At 68.5% G+C, this 18,864-nt stretch carries 13 protein-coding genes and 1 pseudogene; 7 read left to right on the top strand and 7 right to left on the bottom strand.

Annotated features, from left to right (window positions below; translation table 11 throughout):
- Positions 1–685: 685 nt before the first annotated feature.
- A complete protein-coding gene (locus ADL25_RS23725) occupies positions 686–907 on the top strand; it encodes a GntR family transcriptional regulator (protein WP_059129822.1) in 222 nt (73 codons plus the stop codon).
- A gap of 194 nt (positions 908–1,101) precedes the next feature.
- Entirely contained in the window at positions 1,102–1,911 is an 810-nt protein-coding gene (locus ADL25_RS23720) for a DUF427 domain-containing protein (RefSeq protein WP_059129821.1), read from the top strand.
- A gap of 200 nt (positions 1,912–2,111) precedes the next feature.
- On the opposite strand, the gene ADL25_RS23715 is transcribed toward ADL25_RS23720, so the two are convergent.
- The 3 genes and pseudogenes from ADL25_RS23715 to ADL25_RS51605 form a co-directional block, all read right to left on the bottom strand.
- Positions 2,112–2,951, bottom strand: coding sequence for a helix-turn-helix domain-containing protein (locus ADL25_RS23715; protein ID WP_234381010.1), 840 nt, complete (start codon positions 2,949–2,951; stop codon positions 2,112–2,114).
- Positions 2,952–2,968: 17 nt separating this feature from the next.
- Complete coding sequence (locus ADL25_RS50700) at positions 2,969–3,340, bottom strand: peptidoglycan-binding domain-containing protein (protein WP_234381011.1); 372 nt, start codon at positions 3,338–3,340, stop codon at positions 2,969–2,971.
- 129 nt (positions 3,341–3,469) lie between these two features.
- A pseudogene (locus ADL25_RS51605) lies at positions 3,470–3,700 on the bottom strand (helix-turn-helix domain-containing protein); the annotation flags it as partial.
- 305 nt (positions 3,701–4,005) lie between these two features.
- On the opposite strand from ADL25_RS51605, the gene ADL25_RS23705 reads away from it, so the two are divergent.
- Together ADL25_RS23705 and ADL25_RS49090 are read left to right on the top strand one after the other, a co-directional pair.
- Positions 4,006–4,392, top strand: coding sequence for a peptidoglycan-binding domain-containing protein (locus tag ADL25_RS23705; protein WP_147318046.1), 387 nt, complete (start codon positions 4,006–4,008; stop codon positions 4,390–4,392).
- A gap of 95 nt (positions 4,393–4,487) precedes the next feature.
- Positions 4,488–4,661: a peptidoglycan-binding domain-containing protein gene (locus ADL25_RS49090; RefSeq protein WP_159044982.1), complete on the top strand. Its 174-nt coding sequence runs from the start codon at positions 4,488–4,490 to the stop codon at positions 4,659–4,661.
- 230 nt (positions 4,662–4,891) lie between these two features.
- Here the strand turns inward: ADL25_RS49090 and ADL25_RS23700 are convergent, their stop codons facing one another.
- From ADL25_RS23700 to ADL25_RS23690, 3 genes are all read right to left on the bottom strand, one after another.
- Positions 4,892–5,749: a helix-turn-helix domain-containing protein gene (locus ADL25_RS23700; RefSeq protein ID WP_059129817.1), complete on the bottom strand. Its 858-nt coding sequence runs from the start codon at positions 5,747–5,749 to the stop codon at positions 4,892–4,894.
- A gap of 160 nt (positions 5,750–5,909) precedes the next feature.
- Positions 5,910–6,977 (bottom strand): MBL fold metallo-hydrolase, encoded by a 1,068-nt coding sequence (locus ADL25_RS23695; RefSeq protein WP_059129816.1) that lies wholly within the window; start codon positions 6,975–6,977, stop codon positions 5,910–5,912.
- Between the two features lie 65 nt (positions 6,978–7,042).
- The gene (locus tag ADL25_RS23690; protein ID WP_059129815.1) at positions 7,043–7,990 is read right to left on the bottom strand and encodes an NmrA/HSCARG family protein; all 948 of its coding nucleotides are present in this window, start codon (positions 7,988–7,990) and stop codon (positions 7,043–7,045) included.
- 1,204 nt (positions 7,991–9,194) lie between these two features.
- Here ADL25_RS23690 and ADL25_RS23685 point away from each other — a divergent pair.
- Positions 9,195–14,738, top strand: coding sequence for a GH92 family glycosyl hydrolase (locus tag ADL25_RS23685; protein WP_234381009.1), 5,544 nt, complete (start codon positions 9,195–9,197; stop codon positions 14,736–14,738).
- 207 nt (positions 14,739–14,945) lie between these two features.
- On the opposite strand, the gene ADL25_RS23680 is transcribed toward ADL25_RS23685, so the two are convergent.
- On the bottom strand, positions 14,946–17,369 hold the full coding sequence (locus ADL25_RS23680; RefSeq protein ID WP_107116686.1) for a lamin tail domain-containing protein: 2,424 nt from the start codon (positions 17,367–17,369) through the stop codon (positions 14,946–14,948).
- A 324-nt stretch (positions 17,370–17,693) separates the two neighbouring features.
- Here ADL25_RS23680 and ADL25_RS23675 point away from each other — a divergent pair, with 324 nt between their 5' ends.
- Positions 17,694–17,930, top strand: coding sequence for a hypothetical protein (locus ADL25_RS23675; protein WP_059129814.1), 237 nt, complete (start codon positions 17,694–17,696; stop codon positions 17,928–17,930).
- 10 nt (positions 17,931–17,940) lie between these two features.
- On the top strand, positions 17,941–18,759 hold the full coding sequence (locus ADL25_RS23670) for a phosphotransferase family protein (RefSeq protein ID WP_420711358.1): 819 nt from the start codon (positions 17,941–17,943) through the stop codon (positions 18,757–18,759).
- Positions 18,760–18,864: the final 105 nt, after the last annotated feature.

The raw sequence follows: 18,864 nt of genomic DNA, 5'->3' as shown, positions 1-18,864 counted from the left end.
CAGCAGGCCCTGTGCGCCGCACCGCTCCCGGCACTCCGTCATCAACGAACGGGCCTGCCGGTTCCGCCTTCGTGCGCGCCGGCCGCAGCCGCCTAGAGTCAAACACGCCGGCGCAACAGGCACTGCACGTCGTGGGTACCCACGGCGTGGCGAGGCGCCGCTCGTGCCAGTGGTGCAGGTTGTCCTCGGTTTATCTGTCCTCGGTGTTCACGCATCTTCGAACCGGCGCACCAGGTTTTCGCCGATCGCGCGGCGTGCGCTGTTCGTCATCGGCTCCTCGGGCGGAAGACGTTCCCCGCGCAGCTCGGCGACCATGATCGCATCCTCCGTCGCACGTGAAAGGAAGCGGATCGCTTCGCGTAACTCCGCGCGGCAGGAGCACTCGTCACCGGCGACGGCCCGTGCGCGTCCGACGTCCTCCCTCGCTGCCGCCATCATGCTCTCTTCGCATGAGTCGGCTACGGCCGCCAGGGTTCCTCCTGGCTGTACGTACTCGCATTTGCCCTCCGGGGAGGTCCCACGGCAACCTTCGCAGCCCGGTGATTCGGCTCACTGGATCAACTCCTCGCGGTCGGCTTGGCTCCCGGCTCCCGTACCCGGCAGCGGGGGCGTTCTTGAGTCTGCGTATACGCGCATACGCGTATTCGCGGTCGCGTGAAAACGAAGATTCGCGCACGCTCACAGCATGGATCTCGACCGGAGCAAGCCCGTATGGCCACAGGTAGCCGGTGAGTTGCGCAGACGCATCGATGCCGGCGTGTACCCGAAGGGTGAGCGATTTCCCGCTGTCGTGACCCTCGCCACCGAGCTCGACGTGGCAGCCTCGACCGTGCAAAAGGCGGTGGCCGCATTGCGCACCGAGGGGCGGCTCTACACCGTGCTCGGGCAGGGCAGCTTCGTGCGCTGACCACGGCCCGGCTCGCCGTCAACCGCCCCGACCCGACCACTTGCCCTTCGCATACCGGTGGTGCCGCGGGCGCAGCCGTCGGCAAGGGCGTCACCGGGCTCGTCTGTCGGGAGACGGCTGGAGTGGCCGGTTCGCACGTCCGCTGGAGACACTGGGTGTACGGAAGCGGCCGGGGCGGACCGAGGTGATCGCCGATGGTGGACGAGACTGTGGACTATCCGGGTCTCATCGTCCCGGTCGGGCATGTCGAGCCGGTGCCGCGGCGCATCCGTGCGCAGGTCGGCGGCCGGTGGGTGTTCGACACCCACCGCGCGCTGTACGTGTGGGAGTGGCCCGGTTATCCGCAGTACAGCATTTCGCTGCGGGATCTGGCCGAGGGTGTCCTGACCGACGACGGCCGCGCCGGCCGGCTGGGCCCCGGTCCCGCGCGGCGGCACTCGCTGCGGGTGGGTTCCGAGGTCCGCGAGGGTGCGGCGTGGGTCTGGGGCGAGGGAGCTCCGAAGGCCCTCATCGGCACCGCCCGTTTCCGGTGGGATGCGATCGACGCGTGGTTCGAGGAGGACGAGCAGGTCTTCGTGCACCCGAGGAGCCCGTACACCCGGGTGGACGCGCTGCGCTCGTCCAGTGGCGTGCGCGTCGAGGTGGACGGCACCGTCCTTGCGGACGCGCCGTCCTCGGTGAAGCTCTTCGAAACCGGTCTGCCGACCCGTTACTACGTGGAGCGCGCCTTCGTCGACTGGACCCTGCTGCGTTCCTCGGCAACCGTGACGGCGTGCCCGTACAAGGGGAGGACCAGCGGGTACTGGTCGTTCGTGAGCGGGGCCGTCACTCACGACGATCTCGCCTGGGCGTACGACTTCCCGACGGTGTCGTGCTCCTCCATCGCGGGGTTGGTAGCCTTCTACAACGAGCATGTCGACCTGTACGTGGACGGCGTCCTGCTCCCGCGGCCCACCGCCCTTTCGCGGGCGGAGTGGGACAAGCAGCGGCGGGCAGGATCCTGAGCTGTTCCCCGGCGCCGACGGACGGAGTCGGCGGGCGTGTGGTTTCCAGGCCCCGGCAAGGCACGTCGAACTGCCGGTCCCGCCACGCCGGTTGTCAGTACTCCAACACCGGTCGGGACCAGGAATGATGCGGAATCCGCGTCGTCACCGCCGCCCAATGACGGCCGTGGAACCGGCCCGATCGCGATTGGCGACCTCGCTCAGGTTCGGAAGCACTTCTTGTGCCCGTCCACCGGTTTGAAGCATGTCCGAAGTCCGGAGAGGCTGCTGCCGTCGATCATGGGCGTGACAAGCGGGTTCTCCGCCTCGTACTTGTCGGCGACCTTGGCATGCTCGGGTGCGCCACCCTGGGTGGACACGGTGAGTACGTCTCCGATCTGCGCAGTACCCACCAGCGCCCACGCGGCGCGGCACTGTTTGCTGTAGACGATTTCCAGTGGTGTTCCGGTGGGAAGCCGCTGCTCGCGGAGTACTTGTTCCTGACCGGGCATCGCGCAGCCCATCGCCGTCGGCTTGTGACCTGTACACGTCCGGGCGTGGCATCCGGGAGCGGGTGGTGCGGGGGGCGCGGTATTCGTGGGGTTCTCGGTGGCCGCATGAAGCCAGGTCGTCACCCCTATTGCGACCGTGAGCCCGACCGCGCAGGTGGCGGCGAGGCCCCCCCGGTGCCGCCGTCTGCGCTGTCCGTACGCCTGGCGGGGTGTGGCCTGCACAGTGGATGTTGCGTGGTCGCCCGGCCGGTCGTCGGGTGGCGTAGTTGCGGTCGTTCGGGCCACGGGGGGTGCCGTCGTGCGGGCCCGTCCGCTCCATTCGAGGTCGGCGAGTTCCCACAGTGCCATCAGGCGCCCGGAGGGTTCACCTGCCACGGTGCACAGCGCCTCGACGGCTTGGCGCGGGGCGAGTTGCTTGCCGTTGAGGTAGCGTTCCCAGGAGGATTTGCTGTACACGGTGCGCGCAGCCAGCGCAACCATGCTCAGGCCGGTCCGTGTCCTGAGATCGCGCAGTTCCCCGGCCAGTCGCGCGCATACGGGCCCGGCCACGGGCGGTTCCGTATCCGTCATTTCCGCAGTACCTGCCAGGTGCGCGGGCCCACGAGGCCGTCAGGAGGCAGGCCGGCCTTGTCCTGCAGGTGCTTGACTGCCTGCGTCGTGTTCGGCCCGTAGACACCGTCCACAACGCCCGGGTCGAAGCCCAGATGGCGCAAAAGACACTGAGCCTCGACGACATCCCACCCCGGCCCGCCGAGCAGCGCTGTGCTGGTGGTGCTGTAGCCGGCGTACAACCGTCCCGCCTTCTGCTTGACCTCACAGGGATAGGTCTTTCCCGCCTTGTAGGTGAAGACCCCGCGGGACGGAGTGCCCGAGTCCCCGTTCTCCCACGGCGCGAGGACCAGGAGCCCGGCGGCCAGCCCGCCGAGGACCACAGCCACGAGGACACCGATCACTACCGTGCGCCGTGCACCCCGCGACTCGGACGGATCCGATCTCCTCGATGTGTCGGGTTCTCGCCGCCATGCCTCCTCAGCTACCTCGTGAAGTACAAGAAGCCGTGTCGGATCGACACCCCCGACCCGCGCCAGCTCTTCCACCGCCTGCCGTGGTGGTAGGGCCCTCCCATTGAGGTAACGCTCCCAAGAAGAGCGGGAGTAGCCGGTCTTCGACTGCAGTGACGACAGACTCATCCCACTGTGGTCCTTCAGCCGGCGCAGCTGAACGACCAGTTTTTGCGCCCGCTCATCAAGTGAATCGGGTAATTCTTTCCAACGTGGCACGTTCCACCCCCATACCATTCGCCGACCTGATCGGCCGTCACAATCATGTCGTTCCGGGGACTCCACCGTAGGCGGCCTTTCGGTCAGCCCAACTGCCTCCCGCCCATGCCGTCGCATCCCGGCCGTGCTTCAAACAGAGCACTGTCCCGGCAGGTCAGCGGGCGGGACGTCCCGCGAAGTCCTCAATCCGGAGTCGTTCCTGGCAGTCGGCACCCCTTGCCCCGCAGTCTCGGTGTGCAAGCCGGGCGGCGCGGTCCACCCCGCACCGCAGCGGCGGCATGCCGTTTGGACTCGCCACACATCATCAGGAGGAAGAACTCGCCATGCGTACCAACAAACGTCTCTCGGCGGCATTCGCGGCTGCAGTAGTGCTCGGGGGAGGACTGGCCATGGCCCCCGCCGCGGAGGCCGGAACTCAGTCAGCGCAGACCTACACCTGCCACTACTCCGCCTCCGGAGGTTATGAGTACGCCGGCTACTACAGCGGCAACACGGTCGTTCCGTCGGCTTCCTCTGTGACGAATGCGGGCATCGAGGCGCAGTGCCTGCTGAAGTGGATCGGTTACTACCGCTACTCCGTGGACGGGATCTTCGGCGCGCATTCCCAGGCAGCGATGAAGCTGGCCCAGGAAACCATGGGAGGCGTCTCGGTCGACGGTTTACCGGGGCCGCAGTCCTGGCGCGGACTGCGCTACCTGGCCGCCGGCTGAGCAGGGCCCGGGGACTGGTGGGTGGATCACCCGATTCCAGTCCCCGCTGGTTCAACCGTCCTTGGCTACCCGGGCTCTACGACGGCCCGTCGACGGTGCCTTCGGCCCCGCAGACCTACTCCGGCATCAAGAGCTTCCAGCAGTGGTGGAACCAGGCGGGCTATTTTCCGCACCTGAGTGTGGACGGCGTCGTCGGCCCACAGACCGGGGATCGGATGCTGGGCTACGTCGGTGCAGGCTGCTACCTCTACGTCCCCGGTACCGACTGAACCGTGATCCTGCGCCAAGCGGTATCTTCCCGGTGGGGTCGGCGCGCGGTGACCTTTGGGCGAGTCGACGCGGTCCTCATTGCGTATCGTGAGAGCCCCGGGCGAGCCGGTCAGGCTTTACGTCGATACGCGTGGAGGGTTCCGCCGAGCCGGTCTCCTCGGTATGGGAACAAGGACGGCGGTGGCGTGGTCGGGCCCATGTTGGCCGGATGGTGTAAAGCGCCGCGGAGTCATCCGTTGTCCGTCGTCACGGTCATGTCCTGGGTACCAACGACGGAGAGCAGTCGGAGCGCGTTGTGGGAGGGGCTGCCGCGTTCGGCGGTGAAGCAGACGAGGTACTGGTCGCGCATGGGCACGGCGAGGGTGTCGCAGTTGAGCTGCAGCGTGCCGACCACGGGGTGCTGCATGGTCTTGTGGTGGTGGGAGCCGCTGTCGATGTGATGGTGGTCCCACAGCTCTGCGAATTCGGGGCTCCGCTTGTACAGCGTTTCGACCATGTTGCGGATCTGCGGGTCGGTGGGGTAGCGGCCGGCGGCGGCACGCAGCCGGCCCACCGCCAGCCGGCCGAACTCCTCGGCGCCGGACATGCCGTAGTGACGGGCGGCGGGCTCGGGATGCAGGAAATGCCGGTGGACGAGATTGCGCCGGGCCGGTGGCACGGCGGAGAAGTCCTCGAACAGCGCGGTGGCGAGCGTGTTCCAGGCAATGACGTCGTAGCGGGCGTTGACGACGAACGCCGCGATCTCTGTCATGTGCTCCAGCAGATTCAATACCGTCGCCGGTACGTCCGAACGCGGTCCTGTCGGCGACTCCGGGGCGACGTCGGCGAGTTCGAAGAGGTGAACGCGTTCGTCCGCGCTGAGGCGCAGGGCGCGGGCCAGTTCGCTCAGGACCCGTCGGGAGGGGCTGGAACCGCGTCCCTGTTCCAGACGTGCGTAGTACTCGACGGAGATGTGCGCAAGCCGGGCCACCTCTTCGCGGCGCAGCCCGGGTGTGCGCCGTGCGGTGCCTGCCGGCAGGCCGACGTCCCAGGGTTGCAGCCGCTCCCGCACGGTTCGCAGGAATTCGGCCAGATCGTTGCGGTCCATGTGAGCCAGTATCGTCCTCGCTGCGAACGCTGCCAGGTACAGATTGGGCGCGGATGCTCAGGACATCGGGAGCTCGGCGGGACCGGAGTCGATCCGCAGCACGCCTCGGGACGGCCGGCGTGCCGGCCGTCCCGAGGCGTGCGTGGGTGTCGTCGGCCCGTCACGGATGGATCTGGGAGCCGTCTCCGAGGTCGAGGCGGATCGACTCCAGTACGACGAGGGTGCTGCTGACCGTGAACACGTCCGCCGCGGCCAACACGCCGGTGTACTTCGCGATGACCGGTGCGGCGGCGCGGTCGGTCACGGCGTCGAGGTAGGTCTTGACGGCGGCCCAGGTGTTCGCCCCGTACTTGACGAAGTATGGCGTGGGGTCGACGGTGGCGAGGGCGGTGCGGACCTGTGCGGCGATGTCCGTGACGTACTGCTGGTGCAGTGTCACGTCCTCGCGGTTGCCGAGCCGCCCCAGATGTCCGGCGATGAAGTGCTTCCACGGGTAGGACAGCGCGGTGGTGGAAGCGGCCATGAAGCCGGGGATGTCCTCGCTGAGGTTGAGGTTGTAGATGGGGACCCACCCGGGCAGTGCGACGTCGACGAGCATCAGCGTGTCGTGGTCGGGCAGATGGATGTAGATATTGTCCGGACTATGGTTGGTGCCGTGCCAGGCCAGCCTGATGCGTTGCCCGCCGACGCGGAGCGCGTAGTGGTCCTCGAAGGTGATGTCGGGCGCCGGTCGGGTCGGATCGTTGTCGCGCAGCAGCAGCCGCTTGTTCTCGGCGTGGCCGATCCGCGTGACGCTCTTGCCGAAGAGCGAGGAGGCGCCCAGGTGATCGGCATGGTGGTGCGAGTACACGAGGTGCGTCACCTTGTTGGAGACGCCGTTCTCGGCGGTGACCTGGTCGATGGCTCGCTGCAGGTTGTGGCCGATGGTCGGGGGCGCGTCGAAGAGCACGACGCCGTCTCGGGTGGCGAGGAACGCCGCCTGGTACGTGCCATCGGTGACCCAGTACAGGTTCCGCTCCACCTGCCCGACGTAGTAGCCCTGCTCGTTGAGGGCGGGGCCCAGGGCGGACTTGGGGACGGGAGCGTAGTCGGGCAGCGTGGTCTCGGCAGCCGCCGCGGGTTCGGCAAGGGCGCCTTCCGTGAGCGCGGCGACCGACGGTACGGCCGCGACTGCGGCGGTGCGGGCGAGGAACGACCGGCGGCTCGTGGACGGGTCGGGTGCGGACATGATGGTCTCCGTTGGGGGGTGCGGGATGTGGTGCTGGGGAACCGCGGTGGTCGGTCCCGGCGGTCTCAGCCGGCGGTGAGGGCGTCCTTGTGGGCGGCCAGCCAGTCACGGAAGGTCTGCAGACCCGGGTGCAGGTTCCGGACGAGGTCCAGGTCGCGGGCGCCCGTGAAGGCGTCGGCGGCCTCGGTGTAGTACTGGAACATGTTGCCTATCTCCGCGGCAGCGGGAATGCCGAGCGCGCGGAACTGGTCGTGCGTGAAGGGCCGGTAGTCCACCGGCTCGCCGTAAAGCTCCGCGAACGCCGAAGCCATCTGGTCACCGGTCAGATGCTCACCGGCGATGCTGACCGTCGCGCCGATGAACTCCTCGCCGCTGGCGAAGATCGCCAGTGCGACCCGGCCGATGTCCTCGGCGGCGATCCCGGCCAGCGCGCTCTCGCCCATCGGCAGATTCAGCACCAGGCGGCCGGAGTCGTCGCGACGGGGGGCGAAACCCTGCAGGAACGCCTCCCAGTAGAAAGTGGTGCGCAGCAACGTCGTGGGCACGCCGAGGCCGACGAAGAACCGGTCCGCCTCCGCCTTGGCGTCGAAATGCGGGACGGTGTAGGACCCCTCGAGCACGGGTACTCGGGTGTCGGTGACCGGGATGTGTTCGCGGGTGTCCTCCAGAGTCGACCAGATGACATGTCGCACCTCGGCGTCCTTCGCAGCCCGCGCCGCGTTGTGGGCCTGGGCCAGCTCCGTCTCGGCGGACATGCCCTCCCAGTAGTTCGTCACCACGTACGCGCCGTGTGCGCCGGCGAACGCCCGGCGCAGGTCGGCCTCGTCGCCGAGGTCGGCCTCGACCACCTCCGCGCCGCGGTCGGCCAGCGCACGAGCCTTGTCCGAATCCGCGCGACGGGTGATCGCACGGACCGCGAACGGACCGTCCGGGTCATGCAGCATGGCGCTCGCCAGTCCGCCCCCCTGCGCACCGGTGGCCCCGACCACGGCGATGATCTTCTTCTCGGACACTTTCCATCACTCCATGTCGTGTTGATACGACGGGCACCTCTGCCCCGTCACGGCTCATTGTTGGGAGCACACCAGGGGGCCAACCAGGCACGGATTGGGCGAGGCTCCTCGCGAACCGATCGGTACACCTGCGCCGCGGCCCGTGCGTCGCTGCGGCCCACAGGCGCCTGTTCGATGGCAAGGCGGGTTTGGGGCTTCCTGCCTCGGCCTGCCCCACGTTTCGGCAAGCGGGAGTCACCCGTCGGCTCAGCGGCCCGGCCGGGTGTCGGCGCCCGCACTCGTCGCCGACAGCGTTTGCCGCCGCGGTCTGGGTTGCGCCGGACATCGGCGCAGTGGCATCAGCAGGCTCCGATGCAAGCTCGGCATCGCGCCGGTGAGCACCACGACACTCACGGTCGGCGAGCGGTTCGCCTAGCCGGCGCACTGATCGGCATCCGAAGGCTTGGAGTCTTCGCGCGAGCCGGAGCGTTGATCCCGCAGGCCACCGGTCTGAGACCAACCAGCCAGGCTGCCGGCCATCGGCCAGACATGCCGCAGTACAGCCCCGATGGCGGCGGCGGAGACCGTGCCGACTGGGAGTGCCACGCCGGCCGGCCCGCTGAACGTGCGTGGCCTTCGTGAGCGAACCGGCCCATCGCGACGCGACTGTTGGGGTGGACAGCGCCGGAACGACGAAGGGCGCCTTGATCGGCCGCAGCGGCTCCGGTTCGTCACGGCGCCGGCCTTGGTGATGAATTCGAACGGAACAGGTTGCGCCATCAGTATTGACAACGTTGTCTGAGGCGCACAGGCTAGTCGCGATCTTCAGCTGGGTGTGCCCGTCCGCGAGCCAGCCATCCCCTCATGGAGCTTCCGCATGGTCCAAGAGCGATGTCCCCACGCGCGGCAGCGGTCGCGGCGGTTCTCGCTGCGCAACGGCGCCCGTTGCGGCGCCGATCCGTGCTGACCCGGCGTCGGCGCGGAACAGCTTGAGCGCCGATCCAGGGCCGGGATTCGGCAAGTCCGGTCCGAACGTCCTGTAGGCGCACCCAGGCTCCACTGCCGTCGATCGACCGCAGTGGCCAGGCCCTTCACCCCTGAAGCTCGACGCTCTCAACCGCTACCAGTCAAAAGGCCTACGTTGATACCATATTCATCTCTTACCCGCCTTTTGTCCCTACGAAGATGGGCCAGTGCAGCCATAGCGCTGTCGCTGCCAGTGGGGGTGCTCGCCGTCGCACCCGCGGCGCTCGCCGCCGCGGCGCCGCCCGCCGGCAACTTCAGCTCCTCGTTCGAGTCGGCCGACCCCCAACCCGCGACGAGCACCGTCGAGATCGGCGCCAACGGCAAGCCGATCCAGACGAACCTGAGCGGATCGAGCCCCTCGGGGCTGCCCGGCAGCCTGCTCGACCAGGTCAGCGCGGTGACCGCGAGCGCCGAGAACCCGCCGGGCGAAGTCGCCACGAACCTCAAGGACGGCAATCCGTCGACCAAGTGGCTGGCGTTCGACAAGACCGGCTGGGCGGCCTACCGGCTGTCCAAGCCTGCGGCAGTGGTGAAGTACTCGCTGACCTCGGCGAACGACGCGCCGGGCCGCGACCCCAAGGACTTCACCGTGCAGGGGTCGAACGACGGCAACACATGGAACGACCTGGACAGCCGCACGGGGGTGAGCTTCAGCGGGCGGTTCGCCACCAACACCTACAGCTTCACCAACACGACCGCCTACAGCTACTACCGGCTGAACGTCACCGCCAACTCCGGTGACTCGATCATCCAGCTCGCCGACTGGAACATCAGCGACGGCTCGAACGTGATACCGCCGGCCACCCCGATGGTCGGCGTCGTCGGCGCCGGTCCGGTCAGTGGCTACAACATGAAGTCAGGGGCCGGATTCACCGGCACGGCTTCCCTGCGGTACTCGGGCGGGGCCCAGACCGACGGCCGCTCGTCCGCGACCGACAAGCTCTTCGACGTCAACATCCCGGTCGGGCCGAAGACGCGGCTGTCGTACAAGATCTTCCCCGAGTTCACCGGCAAGGACACCCAGTACCCGTCCACCTATGCCGCCGTCGACCTCCACTTCACCGACGGCAGCTACCTGAGCGGACGTTCGCCCGTCGACCAGCACGGCTACGCGCTGACGGCCGCCGGGCAGGGTGCGTCGAAGGTGCTCTACGCCGACCAGTGGAACGCGGTCCAGTCCGACATCGGGGCGATCGCGAACGGCAAGACGATCGACCGCATCCTGCTCGCCTACGACGATCCCGAGGCGACCGCCTCGACACGTTTCCAGGGCTGGCTCGACGACATCGCCGTGACGGGCACGCCGACGCCGATCGACGGCTCCAGCGCGACGAACTATGTCGACACCCGGCGCGGGTCCAACGCATCGGGCTCGTTCTCGCGTGGCAACAACCTGCCGATCTCGGCGATGCCGAACGGCTTCAACTTCTTCACGCCGGTCACCAACGCCACGTCCAACTCCTGGGAGTACGACTACCAGCAGGGCAACAACGCGGCCAATCTGCCGACGCTGCAGGGACTTGCGATCTCGCACGAGCCCAGCCCGTGGATGGGTGACCGCAACCAGATGTCGGTCATGCCGGTGCCGGACGGCGGCTCGCTCACCGGAGCGCCCGGCACACGCGCACTCGCCTTCAACCATCAGGACGAGACCGCGCGGCCGGACTTCTACCGGGTCACCACGCAGAACGGCCTGACCGCGCAGATGTCGCCCACCGACCACGGTGGGATCCTGCAGTTCACCTTCCCGTCCGGAAAGGCCACCGGAAGCCTCGTCTTCTACAACGGCACGTTCACCATCGGCACGGACGGCACGTTCACCGGCTGGGTCGACAACGGCAGCGGCCTGTCCGCAGGTCGCAGCCGGATGTTCGTGTCCGGCGCCTTCGACCGGGCGCCGACGGCGTCCTCGACGACGTCAGCCACCTTCGACACCTCCGCGAACTCGCAGGTGACGATGCGTATCGCGACGTCCTTCATCTCGGTCGACCAGGCGCACAAGAACCTCGACCTGGAGGTCACCGGCAAGAGCTTCGACCGGATCCACGACGCCGCCACCGCGGCATGGAACGACCGGCTCGGCCGGATCGAGGTCAAGGGCGCGAACGAGACCCAGAAGGTCACGTTGTACTCGAACCTCTACCGGCTGAACCTGTACCCGAACTCGCAGTCGGAGAACACCGGCACCGCCGCCGCACCGCACTGGCAGTACGCGAGCCCGGTGTCGGCGCCGACCGGCACATCGACCGCCACGCAGACCGGTGCGAAGGTCGTCGACGGGCAGATCTACGTCAACAACGGGTTCTGGGACACCTATCGCACCGTGTGGCCCGCGTACTCGCTGCTGTACCCGGACATCGCGGCCAAGATCGCTGACGGGTTCGTCCAGCAGTACCGCGACGGCGGGTGGATAGCCCGCTGGTCGTCACCCGGCTACGCCGACCTGATGACCGGCACCAGCGCGAACGTCGCGCTGGCCGAGGCCTACCTCAACGGCGTCAAGGTGCCCGACCCGCTCGCCGCCTACGAGGCGGCGGTCAAGGACGCGACCGTCGCGTCCGGGCGCAGTGAGGTCGGCCGCAAGGGCATCGAGAACTCGCTGTTCCTCGGCTACACACCGACCTCCACCGGCGAGTCGGTGTCGTGGGCGCTGGAAGGCTTCATCAACGACTACGGCATCGGGAACATGGGCGCGGCCCTGGCCAAGGACCCGGCCACACCGAAGTCTCAGCGCAACCGGCTCAAGGAGGAGTCGCAGTACTTCCTCCAGCGTGCCCGGAACTATGTGAACCTCTTCGACAAGGACACCAAGTTCTTCGAGGGTCGCGATGCCAGCGGCACGTTCCTCGCCGGCAACCCGCTGGACTGGGGTGGCGCCTACACCGAGACGGACGGCTGGAACTTCGCGTTCACCGCACAGCAGGACGGCCAGGGCCTGGCCAACCTGTACGGCGGGCAGAAGGGGCTGGAGCAGAAGCTCGACCAGTTCTTCTCCACCCCGGAGAAGGCCGACCACCCCGGTGGCTACGGCGGCACGATCCACGAGATGCTCGAGGCGCAAGCGGTGCGCATGGGCCAACTCGGCATGAGCAACCAGCCGTCGCACCACATCCCGTACATGTACGACTACGCCGGCACGCCGTCGAAGACCCAGGCGATCGTGCGGGAGATCCTGCAGCGCCTCTACGTCGGCGACGAGATCGGCCAGGGCTACCCGGGCGACGAGGACAACGGCGAGATGTCGTCGTGGTACATCCTCAGCTCGCTCGGCATCTACCCGCTGCAGGCCGGTTCCTCCAACTGGGCGATCGGATCACCGCAGTTCACCCAGATGACGGTTCACCGCAAGAGCGGCGACATCGTCGTCAACGCGCCCGGCAACAGCACGAAGAACGTCTACGTGCAGGGCGTGAAGGTCAACGGGAAGACGCAGCACACGGTGTCCATCGACTCCTCCGTGCTCGCCCACGGCGGCAGGATCGACTTCCAGATGGGCTCGCACCCGTCGTCCTGGGGCACCGGCAAGAACGACGCACCGCCGTCCCTGACCAAGGGCAAGGACGTGCCCAAGCCTCTGCAGGACACCACGGGCCCCGGTCTCGGCACCGCGACCGCGAGTGACGGGCAGGATGCGTCGAAGCTGTTCGACGACTCGTCGACCACGCAGATGACGTTCACCACCGGCACGCCGCAGATCAACTGGGCCTTCCGCGGCGGCAAGCAGATGCCGACGTACTACACCCTCACCTCCGGGGCGAGTGCGGGCGACCCGACGGATTGGAAGCTGCAGGGCTCCAACGACGGGATCACCTGGACCACCGTCGACTCCCGCAAGGGCGAGGTCTTCCCGTCGCGCAACCAGAGCCGGCCGTTCAAGATGGACGATCCGGGTAAGTTCGCGCGGTTCCGTCTGGTCGTGACCAAGACAGTCGGCGCCGCGCAGACGAACCTTGCCGAGGTCGAGCTGCTGGCGGGCGGCGACGTCCAGATCGGTGGTGGCGATCTCACGGTCACCGCCGCGAGCAGCGAGTTGCACGCGACGTCCGGTGTCGCGGTCTCCGCACCGCTGGCCACCGTCACCGGTGGCACCGCGAGTGGCTACCAGGCCACCGTGGACTGGGGTGACGGCACGCCGGTCACCACGGGCACCACGGCCCTGAGTTCGCGGGGCGTGTACAGCGTCAGCGGTTCGCACACCTACGCCAAGCCCGGTTACCACCAGGCCAAGGTCACGGTGACCGACGGCAACGTCCAGAGCGCGGCGACGGTCGGAGTGGACGTGGCCTACGCGCCGAGTGACGGCCTGACCGCGGCATTCGACTCCGTGTGCATCGGAGACGAGGGCGTCGTCGCGGCGAACTGCGACAGCAAGTCGTGGGCGTACTCACGTTCCGCTCTTGCGGCGGCCGGTGTGACCCAGGGCGAGGACCACGAGGTACCCGGAACGGCGCTGCACTTCACGCTGCCCGTGGCTTCGGCGGGGCAGCCGGACAACGCCACCGGCAACGGCAGCAGGATCGCGCTCGACCTGCCGGACGACGTGAAGAGCATCTCGTTCATCGGCGCCGGAACGCAGGGCAACCAGAGCACCACCGGCACGGCCACGTTCAGCGACGGCAGCACCGCCGACATCCCGATCCGGATGAGCGACTGGACGCTGGGCGGCAACCCCGACGGCACGCCGTCCTACGGCAACATCGTCGTCGCCAAGGCCGCGTACCGACTGCTCGGCAAGAGCCGGGACGGTGCACAGCCGTTCCTGTTCGCCACCGAGCCGTACCAGATCCCCGAGGGCAAGACGCTGGTGTCGGTGACCCTGCCGACGCAGACCGGCGACCCGGGCTCGGCGGGCAGGATCCACGTGTTCGCCGTCGCCCACGACGGCACGCCGGACGCCGCGCTCAAGACCACCGCCCCCAAGGACCAGACGGCCACGCCGGGGAAGGCCTTCTCGGCTGACCTCGGTACGGTGACCGGTGGAGTCACCGACTCGACGGGCTACCAGGCTCGCGTCCAGTGGGGTGACGGCACGGTTCCGGCCGACGCGACGGTCGACTCGTCCGGCGCGATCAGCGGACAGCACACGTATGTGCAGCAGGGCACGTACACGGTGCACGTCACCAGCTGGGACAAGTTGTCCAGCAGCACCGAGACGTTCACCGTGACCGTGGGCAAGGCGAAGCTGCACCCGTCGATCTCGGCGTCGGTATCCGGCAGCGCCACCGCCGGTGACCGGATCACCGTGAACGGCAGCGGGTTCGCCGCCGGCGAGCAGGTGACCGTCAAGCTGGGCACCAGCCCGGTGCGCACCTTGACGGTCGCGGCCTCCACGACGGGAGCGGTGCACGCGTCGATCGCGGCGTCCGACGACGCACAGCCCGGCCGGTACTCCGTCACCGCCGCCGGCAAGTCCTCGCGGACACCGGCGACGGCGACCGTCAAGGTGACCGAGGAGTCGGCAGCACCCGCGTACCGACCTGAGGTGTTGCTGTCGGCGACCTCGGGGCCGCGTGCCACCGCGATCACCGTCAATGGTTCCGGGTTCGCACCGAACGAAGCCGTGAGGATCAGCTTCGGTGACGGCCTCGCATCCGTCACGGTGCACGCGAACGGTGACGGCGTCGTCTCGGGCGCGACCATCAGCGTGCCGGGGACGGCGAAGCCCGGCCCGACCAGCGTCACGCTGGCCGGGGCCGAATCGGGCAGCCGTGTTCAGGTGCCCTTCACGGTCAGCCGGAACTGACCCGAGGTGGTTCAAAGCCGCCGGTGGACGGAGCCGTGAAGACGGTTCCGCCCACCGGCGGCCTCGTGATGGGGGCGACCCGGTCGGCGCGTCGGGCGTGGCCGGGACCGTACATGAAGGTGAGCCCCGGAACGAGGTGTGGCGTGCACGCGGTCGCGTGCACGCCACACGGGCATCAAGTTGTCGGGTGGCCCGGAGGGCAACCTCCTACTTGAAGCGGACCACCTGCGGGTCGTGGTCGCTCGTCTGGTCGGAGAACTCGGCGTTGATGTGGACGACCTGGTACTGGAACTTCTTGATGGCCGGTGAGACCAGGATGTGGTCCAGCGTCTGGGAGTTGCCGTCGTACACGTAGCTGTACCGCTCGTTCACCGGCAGGGTGTTGATGAGGTCCTTGAGGACGCCACCCGCGGTCAGGGTGGCCAGCGGCTTCGAGAACTGGTAGTCGTTCAGGTCGCCGAGGACGACGACCTGGGCCTTGCGGTCCTTGGCCAGCAGGCCGGAGACGAAGGTGTTGACCTCCTTCGCCTGGGTGAGGCGCTGGGTCTCGGAGCCGAGTGTCGGCGGCTGGAAGGCGCCGTGCACCGGCTGGTCGCCGCCCTTGGAGTTGAAGTGGTTGCCGACGACGAAGACCTGCTTGCCGCGGAACCGGAACTCACCGACCAGCGGCTTGCGGCTGCTCGTCCAGGCGTCCGAGGTGGGGTCGATCCGGCCCGGGGACACCGAGAGCCGAACACCCTTCTTGCCGTCGGCTACCGCCGCGACGGACGTGGTGGAGCCGCCGCCCGGCCGGTCCACGAAGGTGACGCGCTTCGGGTTGAAGAGGAAGACGTTGCGGATGTTGCCACCCGGCTCGCCGCCGTCCGAGTCGTTGACCGGGTCGATGGCGCGCCAGTCGTAGGCCGGGCCGCCGGCCGCCTTGATGGCGTCGATGAACTGGGTGACGGTCTTGTCGGCCGCGACCGTTCCGTCGTCCTTGGGGCCGTTGTTGTCCTGGATCTCCTCCAGGCTCACGATGTCCGGGGCCGCAAGGTTCGTGACGACCCCCTCGGCCAGCCGGTCGAACTTGCTCTGCGGGTCGGTCGGGTCGAGGTTCTCGACGTTGTACGTCGCCACGGAGAGCTCGTTGGACTTGCCCTTCTTCGCCACGTCCGGCTTCAGTCCGCCCTGCTCGACCGTTCCGAGGGTGGTGGCCTGGATGTTGTAGCCGCCGAAGTCGGCGTAGTCCACGGGGCCCGCGGTGGTGCCGGACAGCGTGTCACCCACATTGGCCTTGAGCTGGTCACCGGTCAGCGAGGTGACCAGGAGACGCCCGGAGTTGGGGTTGTCGTAGCCGTTGACGATGGTGCCGCCCCGAGGAGTGGGGTTCTGGTCGGGCTTGGTGGTGATCCACGTCTCGTCGTAGGTGTTGGTCGCGCCCACCACGCGGGAGTCGCCGATCTGCACACGCATGCCTTCGTGGGCTTCCAGCCAGTCCAGCGCGTAGGTGCCGGGCTTCAGCTCCAGGGACTCGATGCTCGCTCCCTGTGCCTGCGGCGCATAGGCGTCGGGCAGCGTGGCCGAGTCGATGACCTGGGCGTCCGGCAGCGCATTGCCGGAGGAGAGAGTAACGGCCGTCGGTCCGGTCAGTTCGGTGACGGACTGAGTGCCGCTGCTCTTGCCACCGGGGTAGTACTCACTCACCTTGCCCGAGACGAGTACCGAGTCGCCGATCTTGACCAGGGGAGTGGCGGAGCCCGTGTAGACGAAGATGCCCTCGCTGGTGGCCGCGTTCCCGTCGGGCTCGGGGTCCTGGATCCAGTAGCCCTTCGAGCCGGTGGTCCGCACACCGGTCACCACGCCGGGCACGTCGGCGACGGACTTGCCGTTCTGCGGGGAGATCCGGCTGGTGCCCTGGATGTCGTGGATGCGGAGGTCGCCGGGGACGGGGGTGGTCGTCGGTGTCGGGGTGGGCGAGGGGTCGCCGGCGCCTCCGCCCGTGCTGTTGCGGGGGTTCGGAGCGGAACCGGTCAGGTCCACCGAGTTGTCGTCGGTGTCGGTGTACGTGGTGTTGCGTGAGACGGAGGTGGTGTTGCCCGCGCCGGTGGCGGGGGTGCCCTCCCGGACCACGGCGGTACCGAAACCGACCAGGTCCTTGATGGTGCCGTCCGCCGCGCAGTCGGCGGCGGTCAGGCAGGTGAGGGCGGTGGTCGAGTGAACCAGTGCCACGCTGCCGGTGGTTGCCGACATGGAGATGGTGCCCGTGGCGTCGGGTGAAGGCAGGGGAGTGTCACCTGCCGAGCCCTTGGCCTCCTGGACCAGGTAGGTGCCGCCCGCGGGAATGGCGCCGGCGAGCGGGGTGACCTGCCACTTGCTGGTGGCGGACGGCGAACCGGGCAGGTACTGCACGGACCAGCCGCTCAGGTCGAAGGGCGCGGTGGCCCCGTTGCCCAACTCGATGAAGTCATTGGTGTAGGAGGCGCCGGAGTTGCCACCGCCGCCGTATACCTCGGAGATGGCGGCGTCCGACGAAGGTGCTGCCTGTGCGGTGAAGGGAAGCGCGATGAGCGATCCGGTGAGACCGACGGGAAGCGCTACGAGGAGGGCCTTGGCACCTCGGCCGCGCAGGGCCGGGGGTATACGTGAGGACACGTGGTGTCTCTTTCTGCCTGGAGCGGATGTCGATGGCGCGGCTGAGATGTGGGGGGTGTGCGGAAATTTTCTGATCCGGCGTGAAGATACGCGCGTAGATCCGTGTCGTACAAGGCGCCGGGCCTGGCGTGCGGCAAACGTTTCCCGACCGTTCGCCGACAGTGCGGTCCCTCGATGCTGCGGTGAAGCCCTGCCGCCTGGGCGTATTCCTGATTTCGCCAAGTGGCGGGCGGTTGACGGCGGGTGAGGCGGTGACGGCCCGCCCCGACCCGGGGCGCCATCCCCGGCGACGTACGCGCCGACCGCGACCGGCAGTTGGCCCACTTGCCCAACTCTCCCCGGTGCCGTGGCACATCGGCTGAGGGCTCCGGCCTGCACTGGCGCCCCAAGCGCCCCGATCTGTTCATCGCCGCCCGCATCGACGCCGACCAGGCCCACGAGCAGTTGCTCGCCGCCCAAACCGAGCCCGTCGGCCAGGTCCGCGCCTTCGCCCCCCGCGGCACTTCCTCGGTTTCCCGTGTACGCGCCGATTCCGGCCCGCTCGAGCCCCACCGCCGATAACGTGATCGGCATGATGGGCGAGGGCGAGGGCGAGGGCGAGGGCGAGGCGCTGGCCGGCGGTATGGCGAACGCGGGGGCAGTCTTCCGGCGGGGTGCGCTGGTCGAGCGTCCAGCACCCCGCAACGCGCCCGCCTTGCATGCCTATCTCCGAGCGATCAAGGACGGCGGCTTCGACGCGGCGCCATCCCCGCTTGGCCTCACCGAGGACGGCCGGGAGCAGTTGACCTTCATCCCCGGCGACGTGCCCCTGCCGCCCTTCCCGGACTGGGCAATGACGGAGACCGCCCTCGCATCGGTAGGGGGCCTGCTTCGGCGCCTGCACGAAGCCAGCGCCGCCGTCACAGCCGACACCCAGGGCGACTGGTCCCGGGATCTGGCCGACCCGGAAGGGGGGACGATGCTGTGCCACAACGACGTATGCCCGGACAACGTCGTCTTCCGCGACGGCCGTGCCGCTGCTCTGATCGACTTCGACCTGGCGGCCCCGGGCCGGCATCTCTGGGACGTCGCCATGACCGCCCGCTACTGGGTGCCCATGGTCGATTCGGAATCCGCGGCCGCACTGTATCCCCCCGGATTGGATGCGCCCATGCGGCTCCGGGTCCTTGCCGACAGCTACGGTCTCCCGGCGCGGGATCGCACCGAGTTGCCCGGCGTCATCGAGCAGGCGACGGAGATCTGTCGGGCCTTCGTCGCCGCCCGCGTGGCCGACGGCGACCCCGTCTACCTCCAGGCGCTGGAGGCGCGCGGAGGATGGGCGCGCTGGGACCGCATGCAGGCCTGGCTGGCAGACCACTGCCAGACGTTCACGGCCGCCCTACTGCACTGATCGGGACTGGCCCTTCGACGACGAGCCCACCCTGGGGCCACCGGAGGGCGGCGCTCACTCAGAACAGCCGGACCGGCGACCCCGTAGCGTTCGGAGTCACCGAAC

The organism is Streptomyces sp. NRRL F-5122 (genome assembly GCF_001507435.1).
GTDB classification, from domain to species: Bacteria; Actinomycetota; Actinomycetes; order Streptomycetales; family Streptomycetaceae; genus Streptomyces; species Streptomyces lannensis.
Note: the sequence above shows the minus strand (reverse complement) of the source record. Positions and strands in the feature narration are given on the sequence as shown.